Raw genomic sequence first — 24,535 nt, 5'->3', positions numbered from 1 at the left:
ATCCCTCGTCTATTGATGACGACAGCCAGACCCTCCTCGCCTGGCACGTCGCGGGTTGTGAGATATGATTGGTAACTAGACGAGCGTCGCTCCATTTCAAGATTAAATCAAGGATTTGAAAAATGGATCCGGCAGCGTGTGGCGCAAAAAAAAACGGCGCCCCGGAAGGGCGCCGTTCAATTTCTAGGTAAGAGAACTTACCATTCAAGTGGTTAGATCAGGCTTCGTCGGCTTCCTCGGTGTCGGCAACGGCATCTTCGGCCTCGCCTTCAACCGCGTCTTCATCGCCCTCTTCACCTTCCGCTTCTTCGTCTTCCTCAAACTCGAAAGCGTCGTTTTCGCGCTGTGTGAGATCCTCACCGCGTGCCTGACGCTCGGCTTCGTCATCCGAGCGGGCGACGTTGACCTGAACGCTCACCTCCACTTCGGGGTGCAGCACGATGACGACGCTGTGCAGGCCGATGGTCTTGATCGGCGTGTCGAGGCGAACCTGGCTGCGCAACAGCGAGAAGCCACCCTCGGTCAGTTCGTTGGCGATGTCGCGCGTCGAAACCGAGCCGTAGAGGTGACCGGTCGCACCCGCGGAGCGGATGACAACGAAGCTCGCGCCATCAAGCTTGACTGCGACCTGTTCGGCTTCCTGACGACGCTCCAGGTTGCGGGCCTCGAGCTGGGCGCGCTCGCCTTCGAAGCGCTTCTCGTTGGCCTTGGTCGCGCGAAGCGCCTTGCCCTGGGGCAGCAGGTAGTTGCGTGCGTAACCGTCGCGCACGCGCACGGTGTCGCCCATCTGGCCGAGGCGCGCGACGCGCTCGAGAAGAATGACTTGCATTTTGGATACTCCTATCCGTCTGTCCCGCCATGCCGGCTGGCTGGTCGGTTAGGGGCAGGTCGCGGAAGAATTCCGGCTCTGTCCCAGAGGGGCCCGGCGGCACACGACGCCCGGGCCGATGCGGGAGAGCCGGACAAAGGTCCGGCTCTCCCGTGGCTTAGCTGATCACGTAGGGCAGCAGGGACAGGAAACGGGCGCGCTTGATGGCGCGGGCCAGTTCACGCTGCTTCTTGGCGGAAACCGCCGTGATCCGGCTCGGCACGATCTTGCCGCGCTCGGACACGTAGCGCTGCAGCAGCTTGATGTCCTTGTAGTCGATCTTCGGGGCGTTGGCGCCGGAGAACGGGCAGGTCTTGCGACGGCGGAAGAAGGGCCGGCGGGTCGGCAGCTGTGCGATATCGATCATCAGTTCTTCTCCTCGCTGTCACGGTCCGAACGGCGCGGGCCGCGATCACGGTCACCACCGCGGCCGCCTCCATCACGCTCGAAGCGATCACCGCGGCCGCCGCGACGGCGGTCGTCACGGTCGCGCTTCTGCATCATCGCGGACTGTTCTTCTTCGTGCTCGTCGACCTTCAGGGTCAGGAAGCGCAGCACGTCTTCATTGAGGCGCATCTGACGTTCCATTTCGGCGACCGCGGGGTGCGGCGCATCGATGTTCATCAGCGTGTAATGCGCCTTGCGGTTCTTGTTCACGCGGTAGGCGAGGGTGCGCAGGCCCCAGTTCTCCACCTTGCCGACGGTGCCGCCGCCATTGGTGATGATCTCCTTGAACTGCTCTACGAGCTGCTCGACCTGTTGCGCGGAAACGTCCTGGCGTGCCAGGAACACGTGTTCATAAAGGGCCATGAATGCCTTTCCTCAAGTTGCAACCAAACCCGGCGCGAAGCCTCTTCAAAGCCTGGGAAAGGCCTTGCAGGACGTCTTTGAGAGCGGAGACACGGGAAGTCGGATCCCTTTCGGATCCTGTCCGGCCAGCACCCTGAGAATGGAGGGTGTCGTACCGCGACCTTCCGTACAGCCCCCAGCCGGGGTTTCGTTCGAAGCGGTGTCTATACGCGTTTCGCTCAGAAATTCAACGTAAAAAAAGCTCGAAAATCCGTGGCAAAAGGCGTTGCGGACTTGACAGGTGCCCCTTGTGACCGCTCATAAGCCCAACCTCGTGGCCCGCTCGTCTGTCGGTTGACGGAGCACGCTTTTGGGGCGGGAGACATGTGCGACCTTCGAACATGGGTCGTCCAGAGGTCAACAGAAACGGGATCGTCGGTTCACATGAGCATCGCATTCACCTTTCCCGGTCAGGGTTCGCAGTCGGTTGGTATGGGCAAGGCACTTGCCGAGGCTTTCCCGGAAGCGCGCGCGGTCTTTGAGGAAGTGGACGATGCGCTGGGCCAGGCGTTGAGCCGGGTGATGTGGGAAGGTCGCGAGGACGAACTCACCCTGACGACCAATGCGCAGCCGGCCCTGATGGCCGTGAGCCTCGCCGCCATGCGGGTGCTGGAAGCGCGCGGGCTGGACCTCAAGTCCTCAGTCGCCTACGTGGCGGGCCATTCGCTTGGTGAATACTCCGCGCTGGCTGCTGCGGGCAGCATCGGTCTTGCGGACACGGCGCGGCTGCTGCGCACGCGCGGCAAGGCGATGCAAGAGGCAGTGCCTGTGGGCGAGGGCGCCATGGCGGCACTGCTCGGGCTCGACTTCGACGCGGCGAGCGAAGTGGCCGCCGCCGCTGCCCAAGGCGAGGCTTGCGAGGCGGCCAACGACAATGCTCCCGGCCAGGTGGTCGTTTCCGGCCACCGCGCGGCTGTCGAACGCGCGCTCGATCTCGCCAAGCAAAAGGGTGCGCGCAGGGCTTTGCTGCTGCCGGTGAGCGCGCCCTTCCATTGTAGTCTCATGCAGCCGGCCGCAGACGTCATGGCCGAGGCGCTCGGGGAAACCGAAATCGTGGCACCGGTGGTGCCGTTGGTGTCAAATGTTCTGGCTCGGCCGATCACGGATCCCGTGGAGATCCGCAACCGGCTCATCGAACAAGTGACCGGGCGGGTTCGCTGGCGCGAGTCGGTTTCCTGGCTTGCTGAAAATGGCGTGACCACCATCGTTGAGATCGGTTCTGGAAAGGCGCTGACCGGCATGGCCAAGAGAATCGACAAGTCGCTTGAAGCGATCGCGGTTGGTGGCGCGGAAGACATCGATGCGCTGCTTGAGCGCATCGCCACGGAATAGAAACCGAGAGAGGTTCGTATGTTCGATCTGACCGGAAAAACCGCGCTCGTTACCGGAGCGACGGGAGGCATCGGCGAGGCAATCGCGCGGGCGCTGCATGCCCGGGGCGCGACCGTAACGCTGTCCGGGACGCGCGAGGAACGGCTCGCCGCTCTCGCCTCCGACCTGGGCGAGCGGGCGCACGTCGCTGCGGCCAATCTCTCTTCGCGCGAGGATGTCGACGGGCTCGTGCCGGCCGCCGAGGCGGCCATGGGCGGCCTCGACATTCTGGTGAACAATGCCGGCATCACGCGTGACAACATCTTCATGCGAATGAAGGATGAAGAGTGGGATCAGGTGCTCGAAGTGAACCTGACGGCCGCGTTCCGGCTGACGCGGGCTGCGATCAAGGGCATGATGAAGCGCCGGTATGGTCGCATCATCGGCATCACCTCGATCGTCGGCGTCACCGGCAATCCCGGCCAGGTCAACTATGCGGCGGCGAAGGCGGGGCTTATCGGCATGTCGAAATCGCTTGCCCGTGAAGTGGCGAGCCGCAACATTACCGTTAACACGATTGCGCCAGGCTTCATCGAAACCGCGATGACGGACGCGCTGAATGAAAAGCAGCGGACATCGATTCTCGAGACGATCCCTGCCGGCCGGCTGGGCAGCGGAGACGAGATCGCGGCGGCGGCCGTTTACCTCGCCAGCACCGAAGGCGCCTACGTGACGGGTCAGACAATCCATGTGAATGGCGGCATGGCTATGATTTAACAGGAGAAAAAACTCCGCTTGGTGAGCCTTCCGGGGGCTTGCCAACAGCCCCCGTGTGCGGCTGGTCAAGGCAAACAAAGTGTGTTACCTAGCCGCCGGCCGATCGATACGCCGCCGGCAAGGTCGGGCCTTTATTCGGCTCGACCGGGGCACGCGGGATGCTAAGTTGTCCTGTCGTCCGGATTATGCGAACGGGGCTTTTAACAAACAGACTGGGCGTCCTTTGCTCATAAGGTGGCCAGTTCCGAGTGTCTTGAAGACCATCAGGGAAATCGAAAATGAGTGACATTGCTGAGCGCGTGAAGAAGATCGTGATCGAGCACCTTGGCGTCGACGCCGAAAAGGTGACGGACAATGCGAGCTTCATTGATGATCTGGGCGCTGACAGCCTGGACAACGTTGAACTCGTCATGGCCTTCGAAGAGGAGTTCGGCGTCGAGATTCCGGACGATGCGGCCGAGACCATCCAGACCGTCGGTGACGCGGTCAGCTTCCTCGAGAAGAACTCCGCCTAAGTCGGAACCGGTGCGGGCGGCGGCTTTGGGCGTCGCCTGGAACGGACAATCTTCGCTTTGGAAGGAAGATGATGAGGCGTGTAGTCGTCACTGGCCTGGGGATGGTGACGCCGCTTGGGTGCGGCGTCGATGTCACTTGGTCGCGGATTCTGGAAGGACGCAGCGGGGCCGGGCGGCCAGACACGTTTGAGGTCTCCGACCTCGCCTGTCAGGTCGCGTGCGAAATTCCCCGGGGCGACGGTTCCGATGGTACCTTCAATCCAGATGACTGGATGGAGCCCAAGGAGCAGCGCAAGGTGGACGATTTCATCGTCTATTCGGTTGCCGCCGCCGATCAGGCCCTCGCGGATGCTGGGTGGAAGCCGGAAACCTACGAGGATCAGATCAGCACGGGCGTGCTGATCGGTTCGGGTATCGGCGGTCTGCTCGGGATCGAGCAGAATGCTCTTCTTCTCAAGGAGAAAGGGCCGCGCAGGCTCAGCCCGTTCTTTATTCCGGGGCGTTTGATCAATCTGTGCTCGGGGCATGTCTCGATCAAGCATGGCCTCAAGGGGCCGAACCACGCTGTCGTGACCGCGTGTTCCACGGGGGCCCATGCGGTCGGTGATGCGGCGCGCCTCATCGCGCTCGGCGATGCCGATGTCATGGTGGCTGGCGGGGCGGAATCGCCCATCGGGCGGTTGGCTCTCGCCGGTTTCGCCGCTTGTCGTGCGCTTTCGACCGGGTTTAACGATGATCCGCAGCGCGCATCGCGCCCTTATGACAAGGACCGCGACGGTTTTGTCATGGGCGAGGGTGCCGGTTGCGTTGTGCTTGAGGAATACGAGCACGCCAAGGCCCGCGGTGCCAAGATCTATGCCGAAGTCATTGGCTACGGCATGTCGGGCGATGCCTATCACATCACGGCGCCTGCCGAGGACGGTGACGGCGCGTACAGATGCATGCAGGCGGCCTTGAAGCGCGCCGGTATCGGCCCTTCCGATATCGACTACGTCAACGCGCATGGTACGTCCACGCCACTCGGCGACGAAATCGAGCTCGGCGCGGTGAGCCGTCTCATGGGCGATGCCGCCGGCAAGCTGACGATGTCTTCGACAAAGTCTTCGGTCGGGCATCTTCTGGGTGCGGCCGGTGCGGTGGAGGCCATCTTCTCCGTCCTGGCCATTCGCGACAATGTCGCGCCACCGACGATCAATCTCGACAATCCGTCGATTGAGACGGACATCGATCTCGTTGCGCACAAGCCCAAGCAGATGCAGATTGATACGGTGCTGTCCAATTCGTTCGGCTTCGGCGGCACGAATGCGTCGCTGGTTTTCCGCCGCGTGGCCGACTAGACCCGCGGGCGAAACTGAACAGGTGCCGCGCCGGCCATGTCGGTGCGGTGCATCTGCGAAATGGGCTCCTGCGGAGCCGTTCTCGTTGGATATCGACAGGCAGGACCTGAGATGTCGCCGATGCGCGTCGCGCCGGATCCGCCTCTCGTCCGTCCAAGGATGCGGTCCAAGGATGCGGGCAATGCGTCCGCACCACCCGCAAATTGACACGAACCGCCTCTATTCCGGCAACGGGATGTATCCTTGGCGGACACGACATTTCCGACCGCTTCGGCTCGGAAATGTCGTGTCTTTCCGGTTTCCCGGATAACGCGGGGGCTCATGGGTGTCGTCGTCGAACAGGTAGAGCGCGCATATGCAAGACACGCCAGAAACCTCGGACGGTCAAACCCCGGCCTCGTCAGAAACAGAGACGTCTACCAACGACACCGCCCAGTCTTCCGGCCCGCCGGACAGCCAGGCGTCGGCACAGTCTTCCGCGGAGAGCGCGAGCCCGATGCGGCCTGCACCCAAGAGCCCGCGTGAGGCGATCCAGCCAGAGCGGCTGCCCGAGCCGCCGGCCCGTTCGCGGCGCGCGCGCAATCCTTTCGTCGTTTTCCTCAATTTCGCGCTGACGTTCGCGGTTCTGGTGGTCCTCGCCATCGGCGGGACGCTCTATTGGGGGAAGGGTGAGTTCGATGCCAAGGGACCGCTGACCCAGGAAACGACGATCATCGTGGCTCCGGGATCCGGGCTTGAGTCGATCGCACATACGCTGGATCGCAGCGGCGTGATCGGTCAGGCCTGGATCTTCATGGGCGGGGTGCAGCTTTACAAGAATGCCGGCAAGCTGAAGGCGGGGGAGTATCTTTTCCCCGCTGGTGTCAGCATGCGCAACGTCATGGACATGCTGGTGGCTGGCAAGGCGATCCTGCATTCCATCACCATTCCGGAAGGCTGGACCAGCGCGCAGATTGTGGAACGCGTCAAGGACGATCCGGTTCTGACGGGTGAGCTGTCGGAAGTGCCCGAAGAGGGATCTCTGCTGCCGGAAACCTACAAGTTCACCCGCGGAACGACGCGGCAGGAAATCATAGAGCGCATGCGCCGGGCGCAGGAAAAGGCGCTGGCGGAAATCTGGGAACGGCGCTCGGAAGGCCTGCCGATCAAGAGCCCGCGTGAGCTGGTCATTCTGGCCTCTATCGTTGAGAAGGAGACCGGGCGTGCGGACGAACGGCCACGGGTTGCCGGCGTTTTCGTAAACCGGCTCAAGCAGGGCTGGAGACTGGATTCCGACCCCACGATCCTCTACGGCCTACATGGCGGCGAGGCGTGGCAGCGTTCGCGCACGATCCTGAAGAGCGAAAAAGACGCTCCCAACCGCTACAACACCTACCAGATCCGCGGACTGCCGCCCGGGCCGATCGCCAATCCCGGACGCAAGGCGATGGAAGCTGTGGCCAATCCATCCCGGACCAAGGAAATGTTCTTTGTGGCTGACGGGACAGGCGGGCATCTCTTCGCGGAAACGCTTCAGGAGCATCAACGCAACGTTCGGCGGTGGCGCGAGGCGGAAAAGGCCAGACGCGATGCGGCTGCCACAGAGCCGGCGGAAAAAGCGGACGCGGAAACCGAAACGGATACACCGGGCGTGATTCAGCCCGAGGCGAAGCCAGAGAGTGGATCGAACTGAACCTGTACCGGGAGGGCTCCTCTCTTGTGGGTTGTTGCATGGCCCGGACACGTCCAAATCAGAACGAAGTTTCAATGATCTCGGCGATCCGGCATATCCGCTGACAAAAGAGAAGAAAAGACACGATGACCCTAGCGAGCATGACCGGATTCGCCCGTGCCGAAGGTACGCATGGAGCGATCCGTTGGACGTGGGAATTGCGTTCGGTCAACGGCAAGGGGCTCGACGTTCGCTTCAGGCTCGGGAATGGCTTCGACAGTCTCGAGCCGGCACTGCGCAAGAATGTTGGCGCGGCGCTTGCGCGCGGAAACGTCAATATCACGCTGTCGGTACACCGAGAGGCCGGCGAGATCGTGCCGCGGATCAATGACAGCGCGCTCGAGGCGGTTATCGAGGCGCTGGAGGCGATCCGCCGGAGGACAGGGGCGGCGCCTGCTACGGCGGAAGGGATCCTGTCATTCCGGGGCGTCTTCGAGGTTCAGGAAAGCGAAATCGGAGAGGAAGAGCGCGCCAGGCAACACGCCGCGGTTCTGGCCTCCTTCGAAACGGCGCTCGCAGATCTCGTTTCCATGCGGCAGTCCGAAGGCGATGCGGTCCAGCGTATGATCGAAGGCCATGTAACCAGGATCGCGAGCCTGACAGAGGACGCCGAGAACTGTCCCGCACGCTCGGTGGACGGGATCCGCGCGCGGCTCGCCCAGCAGGTTCGTCAACTCATGGAGCATGGTGAGTTCGACGAGGGACGGCTCCATCAGGAGGCTGTTCTGCTGGCGACGAAGGCGGATATCCGCGAGGAACTCGACCGTCTCAAGGCCCATGTGGCGGCCGTGTGCGATCTGATCGCCAGTGGCGGGCCGATTGGCCGTAAGCTGGATTTCCTGGCGCAGGAGTTCAACCGGGAGGCCAACACCTTGTGCTCGAAAGCCAACGATACCTCGCTTACGGCGATCGGTCTTGATCTCAAGACCACGATCGATCAGCTGCGCGAGCAGATCCAGAACCTGGAATAGAAGCCATGTCCGCCACTCCGGAAGCCCGCAAGGCCGGTGAAACCCATCGCCGAGGCCTGATGTTTGTCCTGTCGTCGCCTTCGGGAGCGGGCAAGTCGACGATCGCACGCAGCCTGCTCGAATCCGATCGGGAACTGATGCTATCGGTCTCAGTCACCACGCGTGAGCGGCGGCCGAGCGAAATCGACGGCGTGCACTACCACTTCATCTCCAAGAAGCGGTTTCTTTCCATGCGCGAGGATGGCGATTTGCTGGAGTCCGCGGAAGTGCATGGCAACTTCTACGGCACGCCGAGGGCGCCGGTTGAGACCGCGCTGTCCAACGGGAACGACATCCTGTTCGACATCGATTGGCAGGGGACGCTCCAGCTGTTTGATGCCGCACGGCCTGACGTGGCTTCCGTCTTCATCCTGCCGCCCTCTATGAAAGAACTGAGGTCCAGGCTGGAGAGACGAGCTGAAGATTCCGCCGAAGTGATCGAGCGCCGGCTTCAGAACGCACGGACGGAGATCTCGCATTGGAACGAGTACGACTACGTTCTGATCAATGACGATCTTGACCAGACTTTTCAGGATGTTCAGAAAATTCTCTGCGCCGAGCGCCGCCGTCGCGAGCGCAATCTCGGCATGGAATATTTCGTGGACCAGCTTCAACAGGAAGCCTGAGACGCGCTCTGGCCTCTGGCGGTCTTTTGTCTGCCAGGTGTTGCCGTTCAGGGCGTTTGTTGCTGGAAGACGTTGGCAAGCGCCACAAACCCTTCGACGGGTATTTCCTCCGCGCGGGCGGTCGGGTTCAAGCCAGCCTTTTCGATCAGACCGGGCGTGTCACCACCCAGTGACTTCAGCGCGGCGCGAAGCATTTTGCGCCGTTGCCCGAAGGCGGCTGCGGTGACCCGTGCGAGCACCTTGATATCGCATGCCAGCGGTACGGCCCGGGGCACAAGCTGAACGACGGCGGAGGAGACCTTCGGCGGCGGCGTGAAAGCCTGCGGCGGCAGGTTCAGGACGATTTCCGCGTGAGTACGCCAACCTGCCAGCACGGCGAGCCGGCCGTAAGCCTTGTCGCCCGCATGGGCAACGATGCGTTCTGCGACTTCCTTCTGGAACATCAGGGTGAGGGAGTCCCAGAACGGCGGCCAGGAAGCCTCCAGCCAGCCGGTCAAAAGCGGTGTTGCCACATTGTAGGGGAGGTTCGCGACGATGCGGGTCTTCCCCTCGGCAAGCCCCGCCATGTCGACAGCGAGAGCGTCATCCTCGATGATTTCCAGCCGGCCGGGATAAGCGGCGGCGATCTCTTCCAGGGCGGGCAGGCAGCGGCGATCCTTCTCGATTGCGATGACCTTCGCCGCACCTTCCGCGAGGAGCCCTCGCGTAAGCCCGCCGGGCCCCGGCCCGACCTCGATGACGGTGATGTCGTCAAGACGTCCGGAGGAGCGTGCGATACGGGCCGTCAGATTCAGATCGAGCAGAAAGTTCTGACCAAGCGATTTCCTGGCGTCCAGCCCGTGACGGCGGATGACGTCGCGGAGCGGAGGAAGGCCGTCTATCTGCGCCATCAGCGGGTGTGGTCCCTGGAGAGTTGATCCGCGAGCCGGATGGCCGCGACGAGGCTGTCCGGTCTTGCGATGCCTTTTCCCGCGATATCAAACGCTGTGCCGTGATCTGGCGAGGTTCGAACAAACGGAAGTCCGAGCGTCACGTTCACGGTCTCGTCGAACGCCAGGGTCTTGACCGGTATCAACGCCTGATCGTGATAGGCGCAAAGCGCCGCATCATAGCCTTTGCGAGCGCGGGCGTGAAACAGGGTGTCTGCGGGCAGGGGACCTGCGATATCGATGCCTTCCGCGCGGAGTTGCTCCACCGCCGGACGCGAGACCGTCTCGTCCTCGTGACCGATGGTTCCGCCTTCTCCCGCATGGGGGTTGAGACCGGCGAGTACCAGGCGGGGGGTGGCGATGCCAAAGCGGGTTTCAAGGTCCCTAGCCGTGATCCGCGCAACCTCGATGATGCGTTCTTTCAACCAGGCTTGGGGAATGGCATGGATCGGGATGTGGACGGTGATGGGAACCGTTCTGAGATCGGGACCCGCCAGCATCATGACCGGGGCTGCCGGCTCGTCCGGCCAATGGGTGGCGGCGAGCGCGCCGAGATACTCGGTATGGCCAGGATATTTGAAACCGGCCGCATAGAGAGACTTCTTGGTGATCGGTGACGTCACCATGCCTGTCGCGAGCCCGGCCTTGACGTGCGCGACGGCGGTTGCGATCGCTTCCACCACGGCGTCCGGCGAAGCTGGCGCATCCGCGCCCGAACGTGTATCCGCCCGGTTTTCAAGGGTGACGACGGGGAGGGCGCTGGCGAAACACTGCTCGACTTCCTCCGGCGTGCAAGTGGCCACGCCAACGTGGATGGCGAGATCTCGCGCCCGGGTTCGCATGACGTCGGGGTCGGCGAGGACATAGAATGGTGGCAGGCCGAATTCGGCGCGGTTACGCCAGGCGGCCAGCAGCAATTCAGGACCGATCCCTGCGGGATCGCCCATGGTGACGACGAGTGGCATTTCCTGCCTCAGCGGTATTCGATGACGGCATCCCGGCGCAGGTCGCGCAGATAACGACGGGCCATCATCTGCCCCTCCTTGTTGCGCAACTCGTCCTTGATCTGAGTGCGCAGTCCGGCATCGCTATCGATTTCGCGCTTCTTGCACACAGCATAAGCCGAAATTCCGCTGCCCGTCTCCACAGGCGTGCTCAGATGGCCCGACGGAACATCCTTGAGCAGTTGGATTACCTCGTCCGGCAGTTCCGGTGCGAGGCGCACACCGACAGGTTTGACCACAACTTCCTTGAGGCTTTCCGCGAACTTGAGACCGCTATCGCAGTCCGTAAAGCGGTGGCGAAGGCTGTTCGCTTCCTTCTTGCGCTGGGCTTTCAACGAAGCGGATGCGTTCTTGGGAATGACGAAGATGACCTGCGAAAGCGTGTACTCGGTGGTCTTGCTGACGTCGACCTTATCCTTGTCCTGCTTCAACATCGCGGCAACGACATCCTGCTCGGAGACGTTCACCTGCGCGCGGAAGCGGCGCAACACAACATTGTGCCACATGATTTCGGTCCGGATCCGGTCCTTCAGCGTCGAGGGGTTCACACCGGAACGCGAGAGCGCGGCGCCGAGTTGCTTGGGGGACATTTTCGTCCGGCTCGCGATACGGGCGAAGGCCTGCTCGACCTCCGCATCCGAAACCGATACGCCGCGACGCTTTGCTTCCTGCATCTTCAGGCGCTCTTCGATCAACTCATCCTGCGCCATACGCTGGGAAACCCCGGCGGATTTGCGCGCTGTGAGCTGGATGAGACGGGCGCGCTGGGAGATATCGTAGTTGGTGATCGGTTGGTCGTTCACGATGACCTTGATGCTCGTCGCCGCATTCGCGACGAGCGGTATGCCACCCAGAATCCCACCGGCGAGCGCGACTGCAAAGAGCGCGGCAAGCCAATGCGAAACGGCGGATCTCGCCCGCTTGCGTCCCGCAAGGTCTGCTGTCGTCGGCATCATCTTCACGTCTCCCTTGTCGCGCCGGTCGTCTTTATCTGTCAGATGGCCGTCGCGGCCCGATTTTGCTGAGGACGCCGGTTCCCGGCGTTTCTTGCGGACTTCGTTGCCCGCTTGGTGTGGCGAAAGCTAGGCGCCTGCGCGCACGATCTCCCGGAAATATAACGCAGTCGGCCGCATCCCGAAAACACCCTGCGAGAACTGCGGACTATCGATCGGCGTTGGTCGATAGCTGGGTGTCGCCCAACGTGCGCAGACCGATGCGCAGGTAGATCGTCTTGTCCACGGGATCTCCGTCGTTGCGGCTGCGGTCTTCGGCGTAGGCAAGCGAGGCAGAGAAGCCTTCATCGTCGTAACCAAGCCCGACAGCATCACGCACCGTCGTGGAGTTGCGAAGATCGTAGCGTACGGAGCCGAAAACGCGCCAGTTCGTCAGCAGTCGCAAAGAACCCGCGCCGAGGATCTCCTCGCGATCGTCATCGATCCCTTGTGCGGGTTTGGCACCGAGGAAGGCGTAGCCAAGAGACGCACTGAATGGGCCGCGTGTGCCGCTCGCCTGAACCTCAGCCCGACGGACTGCGAAATTGTCGTTGTCAAAGCGCGCCCGTGCGCCGAAGCGCAGGCCGAGGTTGGTGTCGAAGTAGACGCGCGAGACGTAATCGGAGTCATCCGACTCCAGACCCGAATTCGTTCCCGTCGCCAGCACATCGTCCGTCGCGTAGGAATTCGTACCCGCGATATGGAACGAGCGGCCGAACAGGGCGTTGACCGAGCCCAGGCCATGGAACTGGCCCTTGTACTGGAAGCCCACATTGGCGCGCGTACCACCCTCGGAGCGGTCGTTGCCGGAGAACTTGTCCCACTGGAAAAGATTGGTGTCATCGAACACGAGGCTTTGTGCGTCATCGTTCGGCAATTCGCCTATCCGCTGCTCCGACGGGCGCACGATGATCTGAGCGATGGGCTCGATCACATGGCTGGAACCGCCCGTGGTGATCAGGAAGGGATAGCGGTATTCCAGTCCCACGGCGGGCATTGCGCGGGCAACGAACGCCTCGTCGGTCAGCGTGGAAACATTCTTGTCCGCCGACTGCAGGAAGTAGAGATCCGCCTTCACGTAGGCAAACGGCGTGAACATCTGACCGATCGGATCGATCAGGGTCCGCCTCCACTGCGCTTTCACCGAAGTGCGTGTGAACGTGCCTTCGACACCACGGAAGCGACGAATGCCGTTATAGGCGAAGGCATCTGTCTCGTTCCGGGTGAGACTTGTCAGGTTGCCCGCAAACGACAGCTCACCGCCGACCACGGGGTTGTCCCAGATGTAGCTGTAGTCGATGACCGGATGAACAATGGGCTGCTTGTCCTGCAGGTTTGCTCCAACATCGGAGAACGGCGCACCTGCGTTGGCGTCACCGGAGTCCGGATCGTCTTCCTGCGTGATCTGGAAGGCGTAGGCGTGGACATCGAAGTAGTTGCGCTCGCTCAATCCCGTCAGATAGACGCTGGATGTCAACGCGTCGCTGTTGCTGTCGATCTCATAATCCTTGACGAACGCGCGATCGGACATGCGGGAAAGGTCCCAGCCCCATTTCCAGCGCTCGTTGATCGTGAATTCGCCCTTGGTGTTCGCATATCCGCGCCACTCGCGATCCCCCGAAGAACCGGAGAAATTCTCAGGTTTTGCCTGGTGGATGCCGGCGAGCGAGATGGAATACTTGCCGTTTTCAAGCCGCTGGCGCCACATGGCCTCCAGTAGAGGCCCCTGTTTGGACAATGGCGTCGCGGTAAATGTCAGATCCTTGTCCGGTCCCAGTACCCAGTAATAGGGCACGGAGACGCCGACGCCGACCTTTTCGTCATAGACGGTCGTGGGCGTCAGAAAGCCCGACTTGCGTTTCAGCGTGGGATCGGGATGCGACATGAAGGGCAGATAGGCAATCGGCACGCCCCAGAATTCCAGACGCGCGCCCTCGTAATAGACCGTCCGCTCTTTCTCCTTGTGGACGATCTTGGTCGCCTTGATGCGCCAAAGCGGCGGCTTGTCCGGAGGATTGGTCGGCTTGGTGTAGACCGTGTAGATGCCGTTCTTGAACGTTGTCGTCTCACCGTTCTTGCGCTCGGCGCTCTCGGCGGTGAAACGGGTGCGCTGGATCGTCTCGACGCGGAGCTGGCGAACGAAGCCATTTCGGAAATCGTCGCTGAGTTCCAGACTGTCGCTCTCGATCACGTTGCCTTCCGGCTCCGTGAGGCGGACATTGCCAGTCGCGTAGAGGCGCGCCTTCTTGCGATCCAGTGTGACCCGGTCCGCTTCCAGCGTGTTGCCTTCGTAATAGATCTGGACGTCGCCTATCGCGGAAACGATGTCCTTGTCGAAATTGTACTCGAGTTCTGTTGCCTCCAGCAGCATCTGGGATTTCGGATCCGCATTGCGCGTCAGCATCTTCTCGATGGTGCTGTCGTCCTGGGCCTGCGCAAGAACAGCACCCGGCGCCGAGGCCAGAACGGCCAGCACCGCGACAAGCGAAATGGAGCCGCGCAACGCGCCCTTAAGCCCGCACCCGAAGGCACGGCCAGGGTGTCGGACGCCGACCCTGTTGGGCGGGAGAACGGACGAACCCGACACTAGCCGTCCTCCTGATGCAATAGGATCGTGAAACCCATCAAAGTCGCTACTATCCCCGGAGACCACGCGGCGACCACCGGAGACACGATTCCGGCACCACCAAGATCCTTCGCAAGTTCAGTGAGCACATAAAGCACGAACCCCGCTGATATTCCACCCAGAATCATTCGTCCTAAACCGCCAAAACGCGATACCCTGAGGGAAACTGCTGCCGCGATCAGCACCATTGCGGCAAGCAGTAGCGGACGTGCGAACAATGTCTCGTATTGAAGGGTGTAGCGGTAGGCTGGCAATCCTGCTCTGCGCGCGAGTTCGATCAGGCTGGGAAGGTCCCAGAACGAAACCGATTCGGGAGATGCGATGCTCTGGCGCACCTCCAGGGGACCGAGATAGGTGGAGACCAGATAGGACGCGTAGGTCTTTGGGTCATCGTCGGCCGTATAGACGATTGCATCCTTGAGATGCCACGCGCCATCGCCGAGCGTCGCTTCTTTTGCCTCCACGCGTTCGCGGAAAATGCCTTTTTTATCAAAGGCGAAGATGGTGACGCCATAAAGATGCAGGCCCTGATCGGTCGACTGGCTGGCATGGAGGATGGTTTCGCCGTCCAGTCCGTCCTGGCGCAGCCAGGCATTGTTGGAGGCTTGTAGCAACACCTTCTCCTGATTGCCGAAAAGATCCACGCTGAGCTGGTCGGACTTGTCCTTCAAGGCGACCGCCAGGGGATTGTAGGCCACGATCGCGAGCGCACCCAGAAAGATGGCAACGATCAGGGCGGGGGCGATGAATTGCCAGACCGACATGCCGGACGCGCGCGCGATGACGAGTTCGAGGCTGCGGCTCAAGGTCACGAAAGCGAGGATCGCGCCGAACAGCGTTGCGAAAGGCAGGACCTGTTCCAGGAGGACCGGTATGCGCAGCAGCGATATCAGCGCGACGCGGAGCACGGTGAAGCCTTCCCGGTCGCCACCGCGGCGAACGAGTTCAAGGAAATCGAAGATGAAGATCAGCACCGCTGCGAACAGGAACAATCCCAGGATCGCGATGAGAAATCTGATCGCGAAGTAGCGCCAAAGGGTCAAACCAACCGTCATGCGTCACGTCCGTCCGTTCGCGAAGCGCGATGTAATGCGTTCAGCGGTGGATTCGATGGTGCCAACGACGCCGTGAACCGCACGTCCGATGAACCGCACCCACACGGGGCGGGCATCCGAAAGCGCCAGCCGGGCGGAAAGCCCCATGACGGAGAGCGGAACGAGATAGATCGCGAGCACCATGTCTGGATCGGAAACAGCCAGGTTTGTGGCGCCGAATCCGGCGACGCGAACGAGAACGCAGCCAAACAGCGCGCCCAGAACGCCGGTATGCCGGCTTTGTCGGGTCGTGCGGGCTTCACCGAGGAACACGAAAATGATCATCCCGAACGCCAGCGGGTAGAGCGCGACGGCGAAGCGGTCGTGAATTTCGGCGTGAAAGCGCTCCGTATACCTCTTGTAGTAGTTGTCGTCGGCAGGCGGGTTGAGCAACTCGCCAATGGTACGTTCGGATGGCTTGAAGGTCGGTGCCGAAGCCTGAGGCATCAGGCTCGTCAGGTCGAAGGCATAGGATTCGAACTTCACGATCGAGATCGCGCCGGTTTCATTGGTTCGCCGCTGAATGGTGCCGTCATGCATGACAAGCAGCATGCGGCCCGCGATCTCGGCGACCTGCCCCTTCTGTGCAAGATAGGTGAAGGTGGTCTCGGGGTCTCGCCTGTCGTCCATCATCAGGCTTTCCAGAGTGCCGTCACCCGATCGGTTGCGGATGTGGAAGGTCAGGCCGTCATCGACTTCGATGAAGCGCCCGGGGCGCACAATGTTGGCGACGAGATCAACGCGAACCTGGGTCAGTTCCTGGCGAAGCTGTGCGAGGCCGGCCGGCGAAACCCAGAGTGAGGCGATCAGCGTCAGTACGCTCAGCAGGAAGGCGAAGGCCATCACCGGCTTGAGCACCTTTGTCTTCGCGGCGCCGGTCGCGTTGATGACCACCAGTTCGTTGTCGCTGTTCAAGGCGTTCAGCACGATGATGAGTGCAATGGCGAGCGCGAAAGGCGCAACGATAACGCCAAGAAAGGGCAGGGCGAGCATGGTCATCTTCAGGAACTGGACGATGGTCTGGCCCTTGGCCGTGACGAGATCCAGCTGCCGCAGCGCCTGCGTTGCCCACACGACGCCGATCATGGCGCCGAATGCAAGCAGGAAGGCGCCCGAGATTCGTCTCAGGATGTAGCGCTCGATTGTCTTCATAGTGCGTCCGAAGACCGTCCCTGTCTCGGCCTGGAGAGTTGGTGATGCACGCAGATCCTGCATGCACATGCGATGCCGCTTTCCCCATTTGGGCATCGTCTTGTAGTCAAATGCAGCGTGCGGTCAATCGGCGTCATGAACCGGCACGGACGACACGTTTCGCGAAAAGCCGCCATCCCCCGACGGAAAACCACGCGCGAAACTTCGGAAAGACCCGTCTATGGATACGGTTTCCGCCTCCCGTTCCATTTAACACGATTTCGGATGAAGACGCTCTCAAGAAACAGGGTTAACAATTTCGTTCCGGCCACTGTTGCTCAATCGGCTCAGATCGCTAGCCCGGATCTGGTGCCCGGCGGACCTTTGCTAAACGGCACGACGTGGCCTATGTCTGTCGACACGTTTCTTGAACGAGCAAGGTCTGGATATCCGACATGGCAGAGCTTCCGAGCATTGGCTTTTCGAAACCCGCAGTCCCGAAGAAGGGGGTGGCGGTCGTGTTTACCGATGAATCGCTGTCGCTGGGAGCCGCGGCGAGTGAGATCGACGCAGCCAGCGACGGCGCCATCACGCGGGCGATGAAGGTCGCAGGCTATAAAGGCGCTGCGATGGCGGGCCTCGATATCGTCGCCCCGGCCGGGGTGAAGCTGGAGCGTATCGCCGTGGTCGGCCTTGGCAAGGCGGGCGATCTTTCCGAATTCGACTGGCTTCGTCTCGGTGGGGCGGCGATGGGGGCAATTGCGGCGGCCAAGACGACGCACGCATCGATTCATCTTGAGCTTCCCGACGGCAAGGAAATCACCGCGGAGCAGGCGTCCGACATTGCCATCGGTGCCAAGCTCAGGGGCTATTCGTTCGACAAATACAAGACGGCGAAGAACGGCGAGGACAAGCCCAAGGGTGCGAAAGTGACGATTTGCGTGAGCGATCACGCGGGCGCTGCGAAGCTCTGGGAAACAGCGGAAGGCGTTGCCGATGGCGCGATTCTTGCCCGCGATCTCGTCAACGAGCCGGCGAACGTGCTCGGCACTGAGGAATTCGCCAAGAAGGCAAAGTCTCTGGAAAAGCTCGGCGTCGAGGTCGAGATTCTGGGCGAGAAAGAGATGTCCAAGCTGGGCATGCATGCGCTGCTCGGCGTGGCGCGTGGCTCTGTCCGTCCCCCGAAGCTTGCCATCATGCAGTGGAAGGGTGGCAAGTCGCAGCAGCAACCGGTGGCCTTCGTCGGAAAGGGGGTCGTATTCGATTCGGGCGGCATCTCGATCAAGCCGGGCGCCGGCATGGAGGACATGAAGGGCGACATGGGCGGTGCGGCCGCCGTGACCGGTCTCATGCATGCGCTCGCGTCACGCAAGGCCAAGGTCAACGCGATCGGCGTGATCGGTCTGGTGGAGAACATGCCGGATGCGGATGCGCAGCGCCCCGGCGATATCGTCACCGCCATGTCGGGTACGACAATCGAGGTGATCAATACAGACGCCGAAGGCCGGCTCGTTCTGGCTGATGCGCTCTGGTACACGCAGGATCGTTTCAAGCCCGCCTTCATGATCAATCTGGCGACGCTGACCGGTGCGATCATCATCGCACTGGGCAATCACCATGCGGGCCTCTTCTCCAACAACGACGAGCTTTCGGGCCGACTGACCGCCGCCGGCCTGGCGACTGGTGAGAAGGTGTGGCGCATGCCGATCGGTCCCGAATACGAGAAGCTGATCGAGGCGAAGTTCGCCGATATCAAGAACACGGGTGGCCGTCCTGCCGGCTCGATCACCGCAGCGCAGTTTCTGCAGCACTTCGTCAACGATGTCCCCTGGGCCCATCTTGATGTTGCGGGCACCGCGATGGGGTCGCCGGAGACGGAGATCAGCAAGTCGTGGGCGTCGGGCTTCGGCGTGCGCTTGCTGGACCGCCTGGTGCGTGATCACTACGAGGCCTGACCGGGCCTTTGCCATGTGAAAAAAGAAAAGCCCGCTTCGCGGTTCGCGAGGCGGGCTTTTTGATGAAGGAGCCTGTTGGCTGTGAGGCCTAAATCAGCAGGCCTTGTATGCCTGGCAGGCGCTCGCCTCATCCGTCACGACGGCACCAATTCCGGCAACGGCACCGGTAAGCCCTGCGACAAGAGCGACGAACAGGCAAAGACGAACGAACATGATCGAACCCTGAAAGCGATTACAAATGGCATCCTAGCGAGCCTGGCGCCGCACGCATGTGACCTGAATCACCCTCGCGCCGCCGGGCAGATGCTGAGGCCGGACGGTGTCTATTGCGTTAATGATGATCTCGCGCAACGGCGAATTCTCATTCGCACGGATTGGTCGTGAAGATCGTCGTCGCCTGTTGCCCGAGTGTCGCACTCGTGCGATCACGGACGGTGGGCGGTACACCCGGTCGGACCCAGCGCCGCCTCTATAACCGATTTGAGGCGAAGTGGCTTCATTTTCTGAAGAATTTTGGGGGAAGGTTTGAGCGAAGTGCTGTTCTACCATCTTCAGCGGCGCACACTGGAGAGTGTGATTGGCGACTTGTTGGAGAAGTCGCTGGATCGGGGGTGGCGGGTTGTCGTGCAAAGCGGCAGCACGGAGCGTCGTGACGCGCTGGATGGTTACCTGTGGACCTACCGAGAGGATGCCTTTCTGCCTCATGGCACGGCATCGGATGGACGGGAGGCCGATCAACCCGTCTATCTGACGGATGGGCTCGAAAACCCCAATCAGGCGAATGTTCGGTTTCTGGTCGATCGCGCCGTTCCGCCGGATCTGAGCCCTTATGAACGCGGGGTCTATATCTTCGATGGAAACGATGAACAGTCCGTCGTCGATGCCCGGCTTCGCTGGAAAGAGGCGCGGTCGGCGGGGCACGCTGTGACCTATTGGCAGGAAAACGAAAGCGGGGGTTTCTCAAAGAAGGCGTGAGCGATCCCGGCCTGCGCGGCTGCCCATGGCATCCGGCGAAGAGCAGTTGAACGGGCGTTCCCGCAGGACTCATTGTCGCCAGGACGGGCGCCGCAGGACAAACGGACATATTCAATGGCCAGCGATATTCACGACGACGAGGGTTTCATGAAACGCCGCGTGGCCGCCTGCGCCCGGCTGGATGAACAGGTTGGCGCCAAGGGAGACGATCCGGCAGACCGCAAGGCGTGGTTCGAACAGGTGTACAGATCTGCGGATGATGATCCTGCGGCGGTTCCGTGGGCGGACCTCGCGCCGAAGAGGGTGCTGCTCGACTGGCTTGAGGGGCATCCTGGAGACGGGAGGGCCGCGATCGATATTGCCTGTGGTCTGGGCGATAACGCGGAGGCGCTTTCTGCGGCCGGCTGGCGGACAACGGCGTTCGATTTCGCAGAAGATGCAATCGCCTGGGCGAAAAAGCGCTTCGTCGGGTCAGACGTGGCGTATTGCGTTGCCGATCTGTTCGATTTGCCCGAGGCATGGAGGCAGGAATTCGATCTCGTACATGAATGCTATACGCTCCAGGCTCTGGATGGCGCATTGCGTGAGGCCGCCTTCACGGCCGTGGCCAGTCTCGTAAAGCCAGGCGGCAGGTTGCTTGTCGTTACGCGGGTGCTGCCGGACAGCGCAGCCGCAAATGGGCCACCTTGGCCGCTGATGCCGGCGGAGTTGTCCCGTTTTGCGACGCTGGAATTGGAGGAAGAGAGCAGCCTCTACTATGATGTCGAGCGCCCGGACGGACGTATCATTCCGCATGCTCGTATTCAGTACCGCAAGCGATTGCCGGCAGCTCCCTGAAGCCGTTCAATCGCGCGGCCAAGCCTTGTGCCTTGTGCGGTGGTGCAAGGAATGCGGGCCATGGGGGCACACAGTCTCGCCGCGGCTCGTCGCGCTCTTCATCGTGTCTGGCTTCTCCCGACGCAGTCTGGCTGTCACATTTCCTCTATAAGAGGAGTTCTTTTCGAATCCGGAGGCGGACTATGGACGAGACGGCAAAGGTTACATCGCCCGGCGACGAGACGAAGGCTGGACGAGAACAGGACGCCTGCGCAGGCACGGCCGATGCGGTTGGAGACGCCGCCCGGCTGATGGTGAGCTCGTCGCGCTTCATAAACCGCGAACTCTCGTGGCTGCAATTCAATCACCGGGTCCTGGAAGAATCGATGAACCCGCAGCACCCGCTGCTGGAGCGGTTGCGGTTTTTGTCGATCTCGGCCAACAACCTCGATGAATTCTTCATGGTACGTTTCGCCGGTCTCAAGGGGCAGGAACGCGCCAATGTGCGCACGGTCTCTGATGACGGCCTGTCACCGTGGGAGCAGCTTGCCCGGATCAGCGACCGCGTGATGGAGTTGCAGTCGGAGCAGCAGGGCAACTGGGCCGTTTTGCGTCGGGAGCTGGCCCAAAGCGGTATCGTTCTGGTCGATGCCGACGATCTCGAGGCGACTGAGCGCACATGGCTTGAGACCTTCTTCCTGACCCATATCTTTCCCGTCCTGACGCCGCTTGCGATCGACCCCGCGCATCCGTTCCCGTTTATTCCGAATCTCGGTTTCTCGCTGGTACTGGATCTAATGAAGATCGGAGGGGGCTCCGGCATGACGGCCCTTCTGCGCATCCCCGGTCAGGTGCAGCGTTTCGTTGCGCTGCCGGGGCAGGACAAGGACGGACTTGGCCGCTCGACCCGCTTCATCGCGGTGGAGACGATCATCAGCCTCTTCATCAAGCAGCTCTTTCCCGGCTACGAGGTTCGCGGGAAGGGGGTCTTCCGTATTCTACGTGACAGCGATATTGAACTTGAGGAAGAAGCGGAAGACCTTGTGCGCGTGTTCGAAAGCGCGTTGAAACGGCGCCGGCGGGGGTCGGCGATCCGTCTCGAGATCGAGGCCGCGACACCTCCCTCGCTTCGCGCATTCGTGTCCGAGGCCATGCAGGTGGAGGAGAGCGACACCTTCCTGGTGGAAGGATTGATGGCGCTCACGAACCTGTCGGAACTTGTCAGCATCGACAGGTCGGACCTGAAGTTCAGCCCCTACACGGCGCGCTTTCCCGAGCGCGTGCGCGAGCACGGAGGGGATTGTCTGGCGGCGATCCGCGAGAAGGACTTCCTCGTCCATCACCCCTACGAGTCGTTTGATGTTGTGGTCCAGTTCCTGCGCCAGGCGGCTCAGGACCCGGACGTGATGGCGATCAAGCAAACGCTATACCGCACGTCCAACGACAGCCCGATTGTCAAGGCGCTGTCGGAAGCGGCGGAAGCCGGCAAATCGGTGACAGCGCTGGTAGAGCTGAAGGCGCGATTCGACGAGGAGGCCAATATTCGTTGGGCGCGGGATCTTGAACGCGCCGGAGTACAGGTCGTCTACGGGTTCATCGAGTTCAAGACGCACGCCAAGCTCTCGATGGTGGTGCGGCGCGAGCAGGGGAGGCTGGCGTCCTACTGTCATATCGGAACAGGCAACTATCATCCGATAACGGCGCGCATCTACACCGACCTTTCCTTCTTCACGGCGGATCCGGTAATTGCCCAGGACGTAGCCAAAGTCTTCAATTTCATAACCGGTTATGCCCAGCCGGCGGAATTGGAGAAACTGGCGATCTCTCCGGTTACCATGCGCTCGCGGATACAGGATCTGATCGAGGCGGAAATCGAGCACGCGCGGGCCGGGCGGCCGGCGCAGGTGTGGCTGAAGACAAATTCGCTGGTCGATGCGGGGATCATCGATCTCCTCTACAAGGCGAGCCAGGCGGGCGTGCAGATCGATCTCGTCGTTCGCGGTATCTGTTGCCTAAGGCCGGGAATTCCGGGCTTTTCGGAGAACATCCGGGTGAAGTCGATTGTCGGTCGCTTCCTCGAACACAGCCGGATCTACTGTTTCGGCAACGGCAAGGGGCTGCCTTCGCCGGAAGCCATCGTCTATATCGGCTCCGCCGACCTGATGCCGCGCAATCTGGACCGGCGGGTGGAGGCGATCGTGCCGATCGAAAATCCGACCGTTCACGAACAGGTTCTCGACCAGATCATGGTTGCCAACATGAAAGACAACCAACAGAGTTGGCGCGTATTGCCCGACGGAAGCCACGAGCGCATAGTGCCGGCGACCGGCGAGGAGCCGTTCAACGCGCACCAGTATTTCATGACGAATCCGTCGCTGTCGGGGCGCGGCAAGGCGCTGCAGAAGAACTTCCCGAGGCTGTTCGTCACTCACACGAAGCGGACCTGACCCCTGTCTTCAAATCTTCGCGAATATGCTCCCGGCCGACTCAAGGGCGCACGCCCGGTTGCCGTCGTCGACATCGGCTCGAATTCGATACGGCTCGTCGTCTACGAGCAGCTCTCCCGGGCCCCCACTGCACTTTTTAACGAAAAGGTGCTGGCCGGCCTTGGCCGCGGCGTCGGAACGACTCATCGGCTGTCGAGCGGGTCCGTCGCCACAGCGCTTGGTGCGCTGAAGCGCTTTCGCCGGCTTTGCGACCAGATCGAGGTCGAGAGTTTGCGCGTGCTTGCGACCGCGGCCGTGCGAGATGCGGAGAATGGGCCGGATTTCCTGACACGGGCTGAGGAGATGTTAGGCGCTCCCATCGAAATGCTGTCGGGCAAGGACGAAGCCAGACGGTCGGCTCACGGGGTGATCGCCGGCTTCTGGAAGCCCGACGGCTTCGTTGGCGATCTCGGCGGCGGCAGCCTCGAGCTGGTCGATGTCAAGGATGGCGGCGTCGGGAACGGGGCCACCTTCCCATTGGGCGGCATCCGGCTTGAGGAATCCTCCGGGGGGGTGCCGAAGATTGCTCAGACGCTTGCCGCCGATTCATTGTCAGGCGCGGACTGGCTTTCGCAAGGCCTGGGGCGTGACTTCTATGCGGTGGGCGGCACATGGCGGTCGCTGGCGCGCCTGCACATGGCGCAAACGGGGTACCCGCTGCACGTCATAGACCACTATGCGATCCCTGCCGATGAGGCGCTCGAATTCTGCCGGGTCATAGCGCATTCGGAAATCGACGCTGTCGATAGCATTGACGTCGTCTCAAAGCAGCGTCGGCCGTTGCTGCCCTATGGCGCTGTCGTGTTGGAACAGGTGATCCGCAAGGTACGTCCTAAGCGGGTTGTGATGTCCGCCCTCGGCGTGCGCGAGGGACTACTCTACGAAATGCTGACGCCGGAAGAGCGGGGAAAGGACCCGTTGAAGGTCGCCTGCAGGGAACTGGCGCAACTGAGATCGCGATCGCCTCAACACTGTGAGGAACTGATCGTATGGACAGAAAAGGCCTTCGAGGCGCTTGGTGTCGATGAGACGGAGGAGGAGCGCCGGCTGCGCCGCGCCGCGTGCCTTCTCACCGACATCGGTTGGCGCGCACATCCCGATTATCGGGGTACGCAGAGCCTGTCGATCATTTCCAACGCGGCCTTCATCGGCATCGATCATCCTGGCCGGGCCTATCTGGCCTTGGCGGTGTATTATCGCTACGCGGGGCTGGTTGAAGAAGCGCTGAGCCCCCGGATCCGCGAACTGGCTCCCTCGCGCCTCAAGGAGCGTGCGCGTATCCTTGGCTGCGTGTTGCGGGTCGGGTATTTGATCTCGGCGGCGATGCCGGGGATCATACTGCGCACATCATTGTCGGTGCGAGGCGAAGACTTGGAACTGAGGCTCCCGAATGATCTTGCCGATCTGGACGGAGAACGGGTGCGCAAGCGGCTCGGTCGGCTTGCGAAAATGATTGGGTTGGAAAACGCGTTGACGACGCTAAGCTGACTTGCAGGGATGCGATTACGACGTTTGGAGGCTGG

21 protein-coding genes are annotated in these 24,535 nt (G+C 61.6%); 12 read left to right on the top strand and 9 right to left on the bottom strand.

Annotated features, from left to right (window positions below; genetic code table 11):
- Nucleotides 1–217: 217 nt before the first annotated feature.
- The 3 genes from rplI to rpsF form a co-directional block, all read right to left on the bottom strand.
- The gene (gene rplI, locus C8N35_RS12590; RefSeq protein ID WP_107990064.1) at nucleotides 218–829 is read right to left on the bottom strand and encodes a 50S ribosomal protein L9; all 612 of its coding nucleotides are present in this window, start codon (nucleotides 827–829) and stop codon (nucleotides 218–220) included.
- A 157-nt stretch (nucleotides 830–986) separates the two neighbouring features.
- Nucleotides 987–1,235 carry a 30S ribosomal protein S18 gene (rpsR, locus tag C8N35_RS12585; RefSeq protein ID WP_107990063.1) on the bottom strand — a complete coding sequence of 83 codons (249 nt, stop codon included), beginning with the start codon at nucleotides 1,233–1,235 and terminating at the stop codon, nucleotides 987–989.
- On the bottom strand, nucleotides 1,235–1,678 hold the full coding sequence (gene rpsF, locus C8N35_RS12580; RefSeq protein WP_107990062.1) for a 30S ribosomal protein S6: 444 nt from the start codon (nucleotides 1,676–1,678) through the stop codon (nucleotides 1,235–1,237). The genes rpsR and rpsF overlap by 1 nt, the downstream gene beginning before the upstream one ends.
- A 423-nt stretch (nucleotides 1,679–2,101) precedes the next feature.
- Between rpsF and fabD the strand changes: the two genes are divergently transcribed.
- The 7 genes from fabD (at nucleotide 2,102) to gmk (ending at nucleotide 9,004) form a co-directional block, all read left to right on the top strand.
- A complete protein-coding gene (fabD, locus tag C8N35_RS12575) occupies nucleotides 2,102–3,049 on the top strand; it encodes an ACP S-malonyltransferase (protein WP_107990061.1) in 948 nt (315 codons plus the stop codon).
- A gap of 18 nt (nucleotides 3,050–3,067) precedes the next feature.
- Nucleotides 3,068–3,805 (top strand): 3-oxoacyl-[acyl-carrier-protein] reductase, encoded by a 738-nt coding sequence (gene fabG / locus C8N35_RS12570; protein WP_107990060.1) that lies wholly within the window; start codon nucleotides 3,068–3,070, stop codon nucleotides 3,803–3,805.
- Nucleotides 3,806–4,083: 278 nt separating this feature from the next.
- Complete coding sequence (locus tag C8N35_RS12565) at nucleotides 4,084–4,320, top strand: acyl carrier protein (protein WP_107990059.1); 237 nt, start codon at nucleotides 4,084–4,086, stop codon at nucleotides 4,318–4,320.
- A 71-nt stretch (nucleotides 4,321–4,391) separates the two neighbouring features.
- The gene (gene fabF, locus C8N35_RS12560; RefSeq protein WP_107990291.1) at nucleotides 4,392–5,657 is read left to right on the top strand and encodes a beta-ketoacyl-ACP synthase II; all 1,266 of its coding nucleotides are present in this window, start codon (nucleotides 4,392–4,394) and stop codon (nucleotides 5,655–5,657) included.
- Between the two features lie 496 nt (nucleotides 5,658–6,153).
- Nucleotides 6,154–7,329, top strand: a complete 1,176-nt coding sequence (gene mltG / locus C8N35_RS12555) for an endolytic transglycosylase MltG (RefSeq protein WP_107990058.1) — start codon at nucleotides 6,154–6,156, stop codon at nucleotides 7,327–7,329.
- 125 nt (nucleotides 7,330–7,454) lie between these two features.
- On the top strand, nucleotides 7,455–8,339 hold the full coding sequence (locus C8N35_RS12550) for a YicC/YloC family endoribonuclease (protein WP_107990057.1): 885 nt from the start codon (nucleotides 7,455–7,457) through the stop codon (nucleotides 8,337–8,339).
- Nucleotides 8,340–8,344: 5 nt separating this feature from the next.
- Nucleotides 8,345–9,004 carry a guanylate kinase gene (gene gmk / locus C8N35_RS12545; protein WP_245926771.1) on the top strand — a complete coding sequence of 220 codons (660 nt, stop codon included), beginning with the start codon at nucleotides 8,345–8,347 and terminating at the stop codon, nucleotides 9,002–9,004.
- Nucleotides 9,005–9,051: 47 nt separating this feature from the next.
- On the opposite strand, the gene rsmA is transcribed toward gmk, so the two are convergent.
- The 6 genes from rsmA to lptF form a co-directional block, all read right to left on the bottom strand.
- On the bottom strand, nucleotides 9,052–9,894 hold the full coding sequence (gene rsmA, locus C8N35_RS12540) for a 16S rRNA (adenine(1518)-N(6)/adenine(1519)-N(6))-dimethyltransferase RsmA (RefSeq protein WP_107990056.1): 843 nt from the start codon (nucleotides 9,892–9,894) through the stop codon (nucleotides 9,052–9,054).
- Nucleotides 9,894–10,898, bottom strand: coding sequence for a 4-hydroxythreonine-4-phosphate dehydrogenase PdxA (gene pdxA / locus C8N35_RS12535; RefSeq protein WP_107990055.1), 1,005 nt, complete (start codon nucleotides 10,896–10,898; stop codon nucleotides 9,894–9,896). Before pdxA ends, rsmA begins: the two co-directional genes overlap by 1 nt.
- An 8-nt stretch (nucleotides 10,899–10,906) precedes the next feature.
- A complete protein-coding gene (locus C8N35_RS12530) occupies nucleotides 10,907–11,893 on the bottom strand; it encodes a SurA N-terminal domain-containing protein (RefSeq protein WP_210203506.1) in 987 nt (328 codons plus the stop codon).
- 205 nt (nucleotides 11,894–12,098) lie between these two features.
- Nucleotides 12,099–14,516: an LPS-assembly protein LptD gene (locus tag C8N35_RS12525; protein WP_210203505.1), complete on the bottom strand. Its 2,418-nt coding sequence runs from the start codon at nucleotides 14,514–14,516 to the stop codon at nucleotides 12,099–12,101.
- Nucleotides 14,516–15,610 carry an LPS export ABC transporter permease LptG gene (lptG, locus tag C8N35_RS12520; protein ID WP_107990054.1) on the bottom strand — a complete coding sequence of 365 codons (1,095 nt, stop codon included), beginning with the start codon at nucleotides 15,608–15,610 and terminating at the stop codon, nucleotides 14,516–14,518. Before lptG ends, C8N35_RS12525 begins: the two co-directional genes overlap by 1 nt.
- A 3-nt stretch (nucleotides 15,611–15,613) precedes the next feature.
- Nucleotides 15,614–16,801: an LPS export ABC transporter permease LptF gene (gene lptF, locus C8N35_RS12515; protein ID WP_107990053.1), complete on the bottom strand. Its 1,188-nt coding sequence runs from the start codon at nucleotides 16,799–16,801 to the stop codon at nucleotides 15,614–15,616.
- 434 nt (nucleotides 16,802–17,235) lie between these two features.
- Between lptF and C8N35_RS12510 the strand changes: the two genes are divergently transcribed.
- From C8N35_RS12510 to C8N35_RS12490, 5 genes are all read left to right on the top strand, one after another.
- On the top strand, nucleotides 17,236–18,735 hold the full coding sequence (locus tag C8N35_RS12510) for a leucyl aminopeptidase (protein ID WP_107990052.1): 1,500 nt from the start codon (nucleotides 17,236–17,238) through the stop codon (nucleotides 18,733–18,735).
- Between the two features lie 525 nt (nucleotides 18,736–19,260).
- Nucleotides 19,261–19,710, top strand: coding sequence for a DNA polymerase III subunit chi (locus tag C8N35_RS12505; protein WP_107990051.1), 450 nt, complete (start codon nucleotides 19,261–19,263; stop codon nucleotides 19,708–19,710).
- Nucleotides 19,711–19,824: 114 nt separating this feature from the next.
- The gene (locus C8N35_RS12500; protein WP_107990050.1) at nucleotides 19,825–20,547 is read left to right on the top strand and encodes a class I SAM-dependent methyltransferase; all 723 of its coding nucleotides are present in this window, start codon (nucleotides 19,825–19,827) and stop codon (nucleotides 20,545–20,547) included.
- A gap of 182 nt (nucleotides 20,548–20,729) precedes the next feature.
- The gene (locus C8N35_RS12495; protein ID WP_107990049.1) at nucleotides 20,730–22,973 is read left to right on the top strand and encodes an RNA degradosome polyphosphate kinase; all 2,244 of its coding nucleotides are present in this window, start codon (nucleotides 20,730–20,732) and stop codon (nucleotides 22,971–22,973) included.
- 3 nt (nucleotides 22,974–22,976) lie between these two features.
- Nucleotides 22,977–24,500, top strand: coding sequence for a Ppx/GppA family phosphatase (locus C8N35_RS12490; RefSeq protein WP_107990048.1), 1,524 nt, complete (start codon nucleotides 22,977–22,979; stop codon nucleotides 24,498–24,500).
- Nucleotides 24,501–24,535: the final 35 nt, after the last annotated feature.

It is taken from the genome of Breoghania corrubedonensis (assembly GCF_003053845.1).
Lineage (GTDB): Bacteria > Pseudomonadota > Alphaproteobacteria > Rhizobiales > Stappiaceae > Breoghania > Breoghania corrubedonensis.
This window is presented reverse-complemented; position numbering and strand designations above follow the sequence as displayed.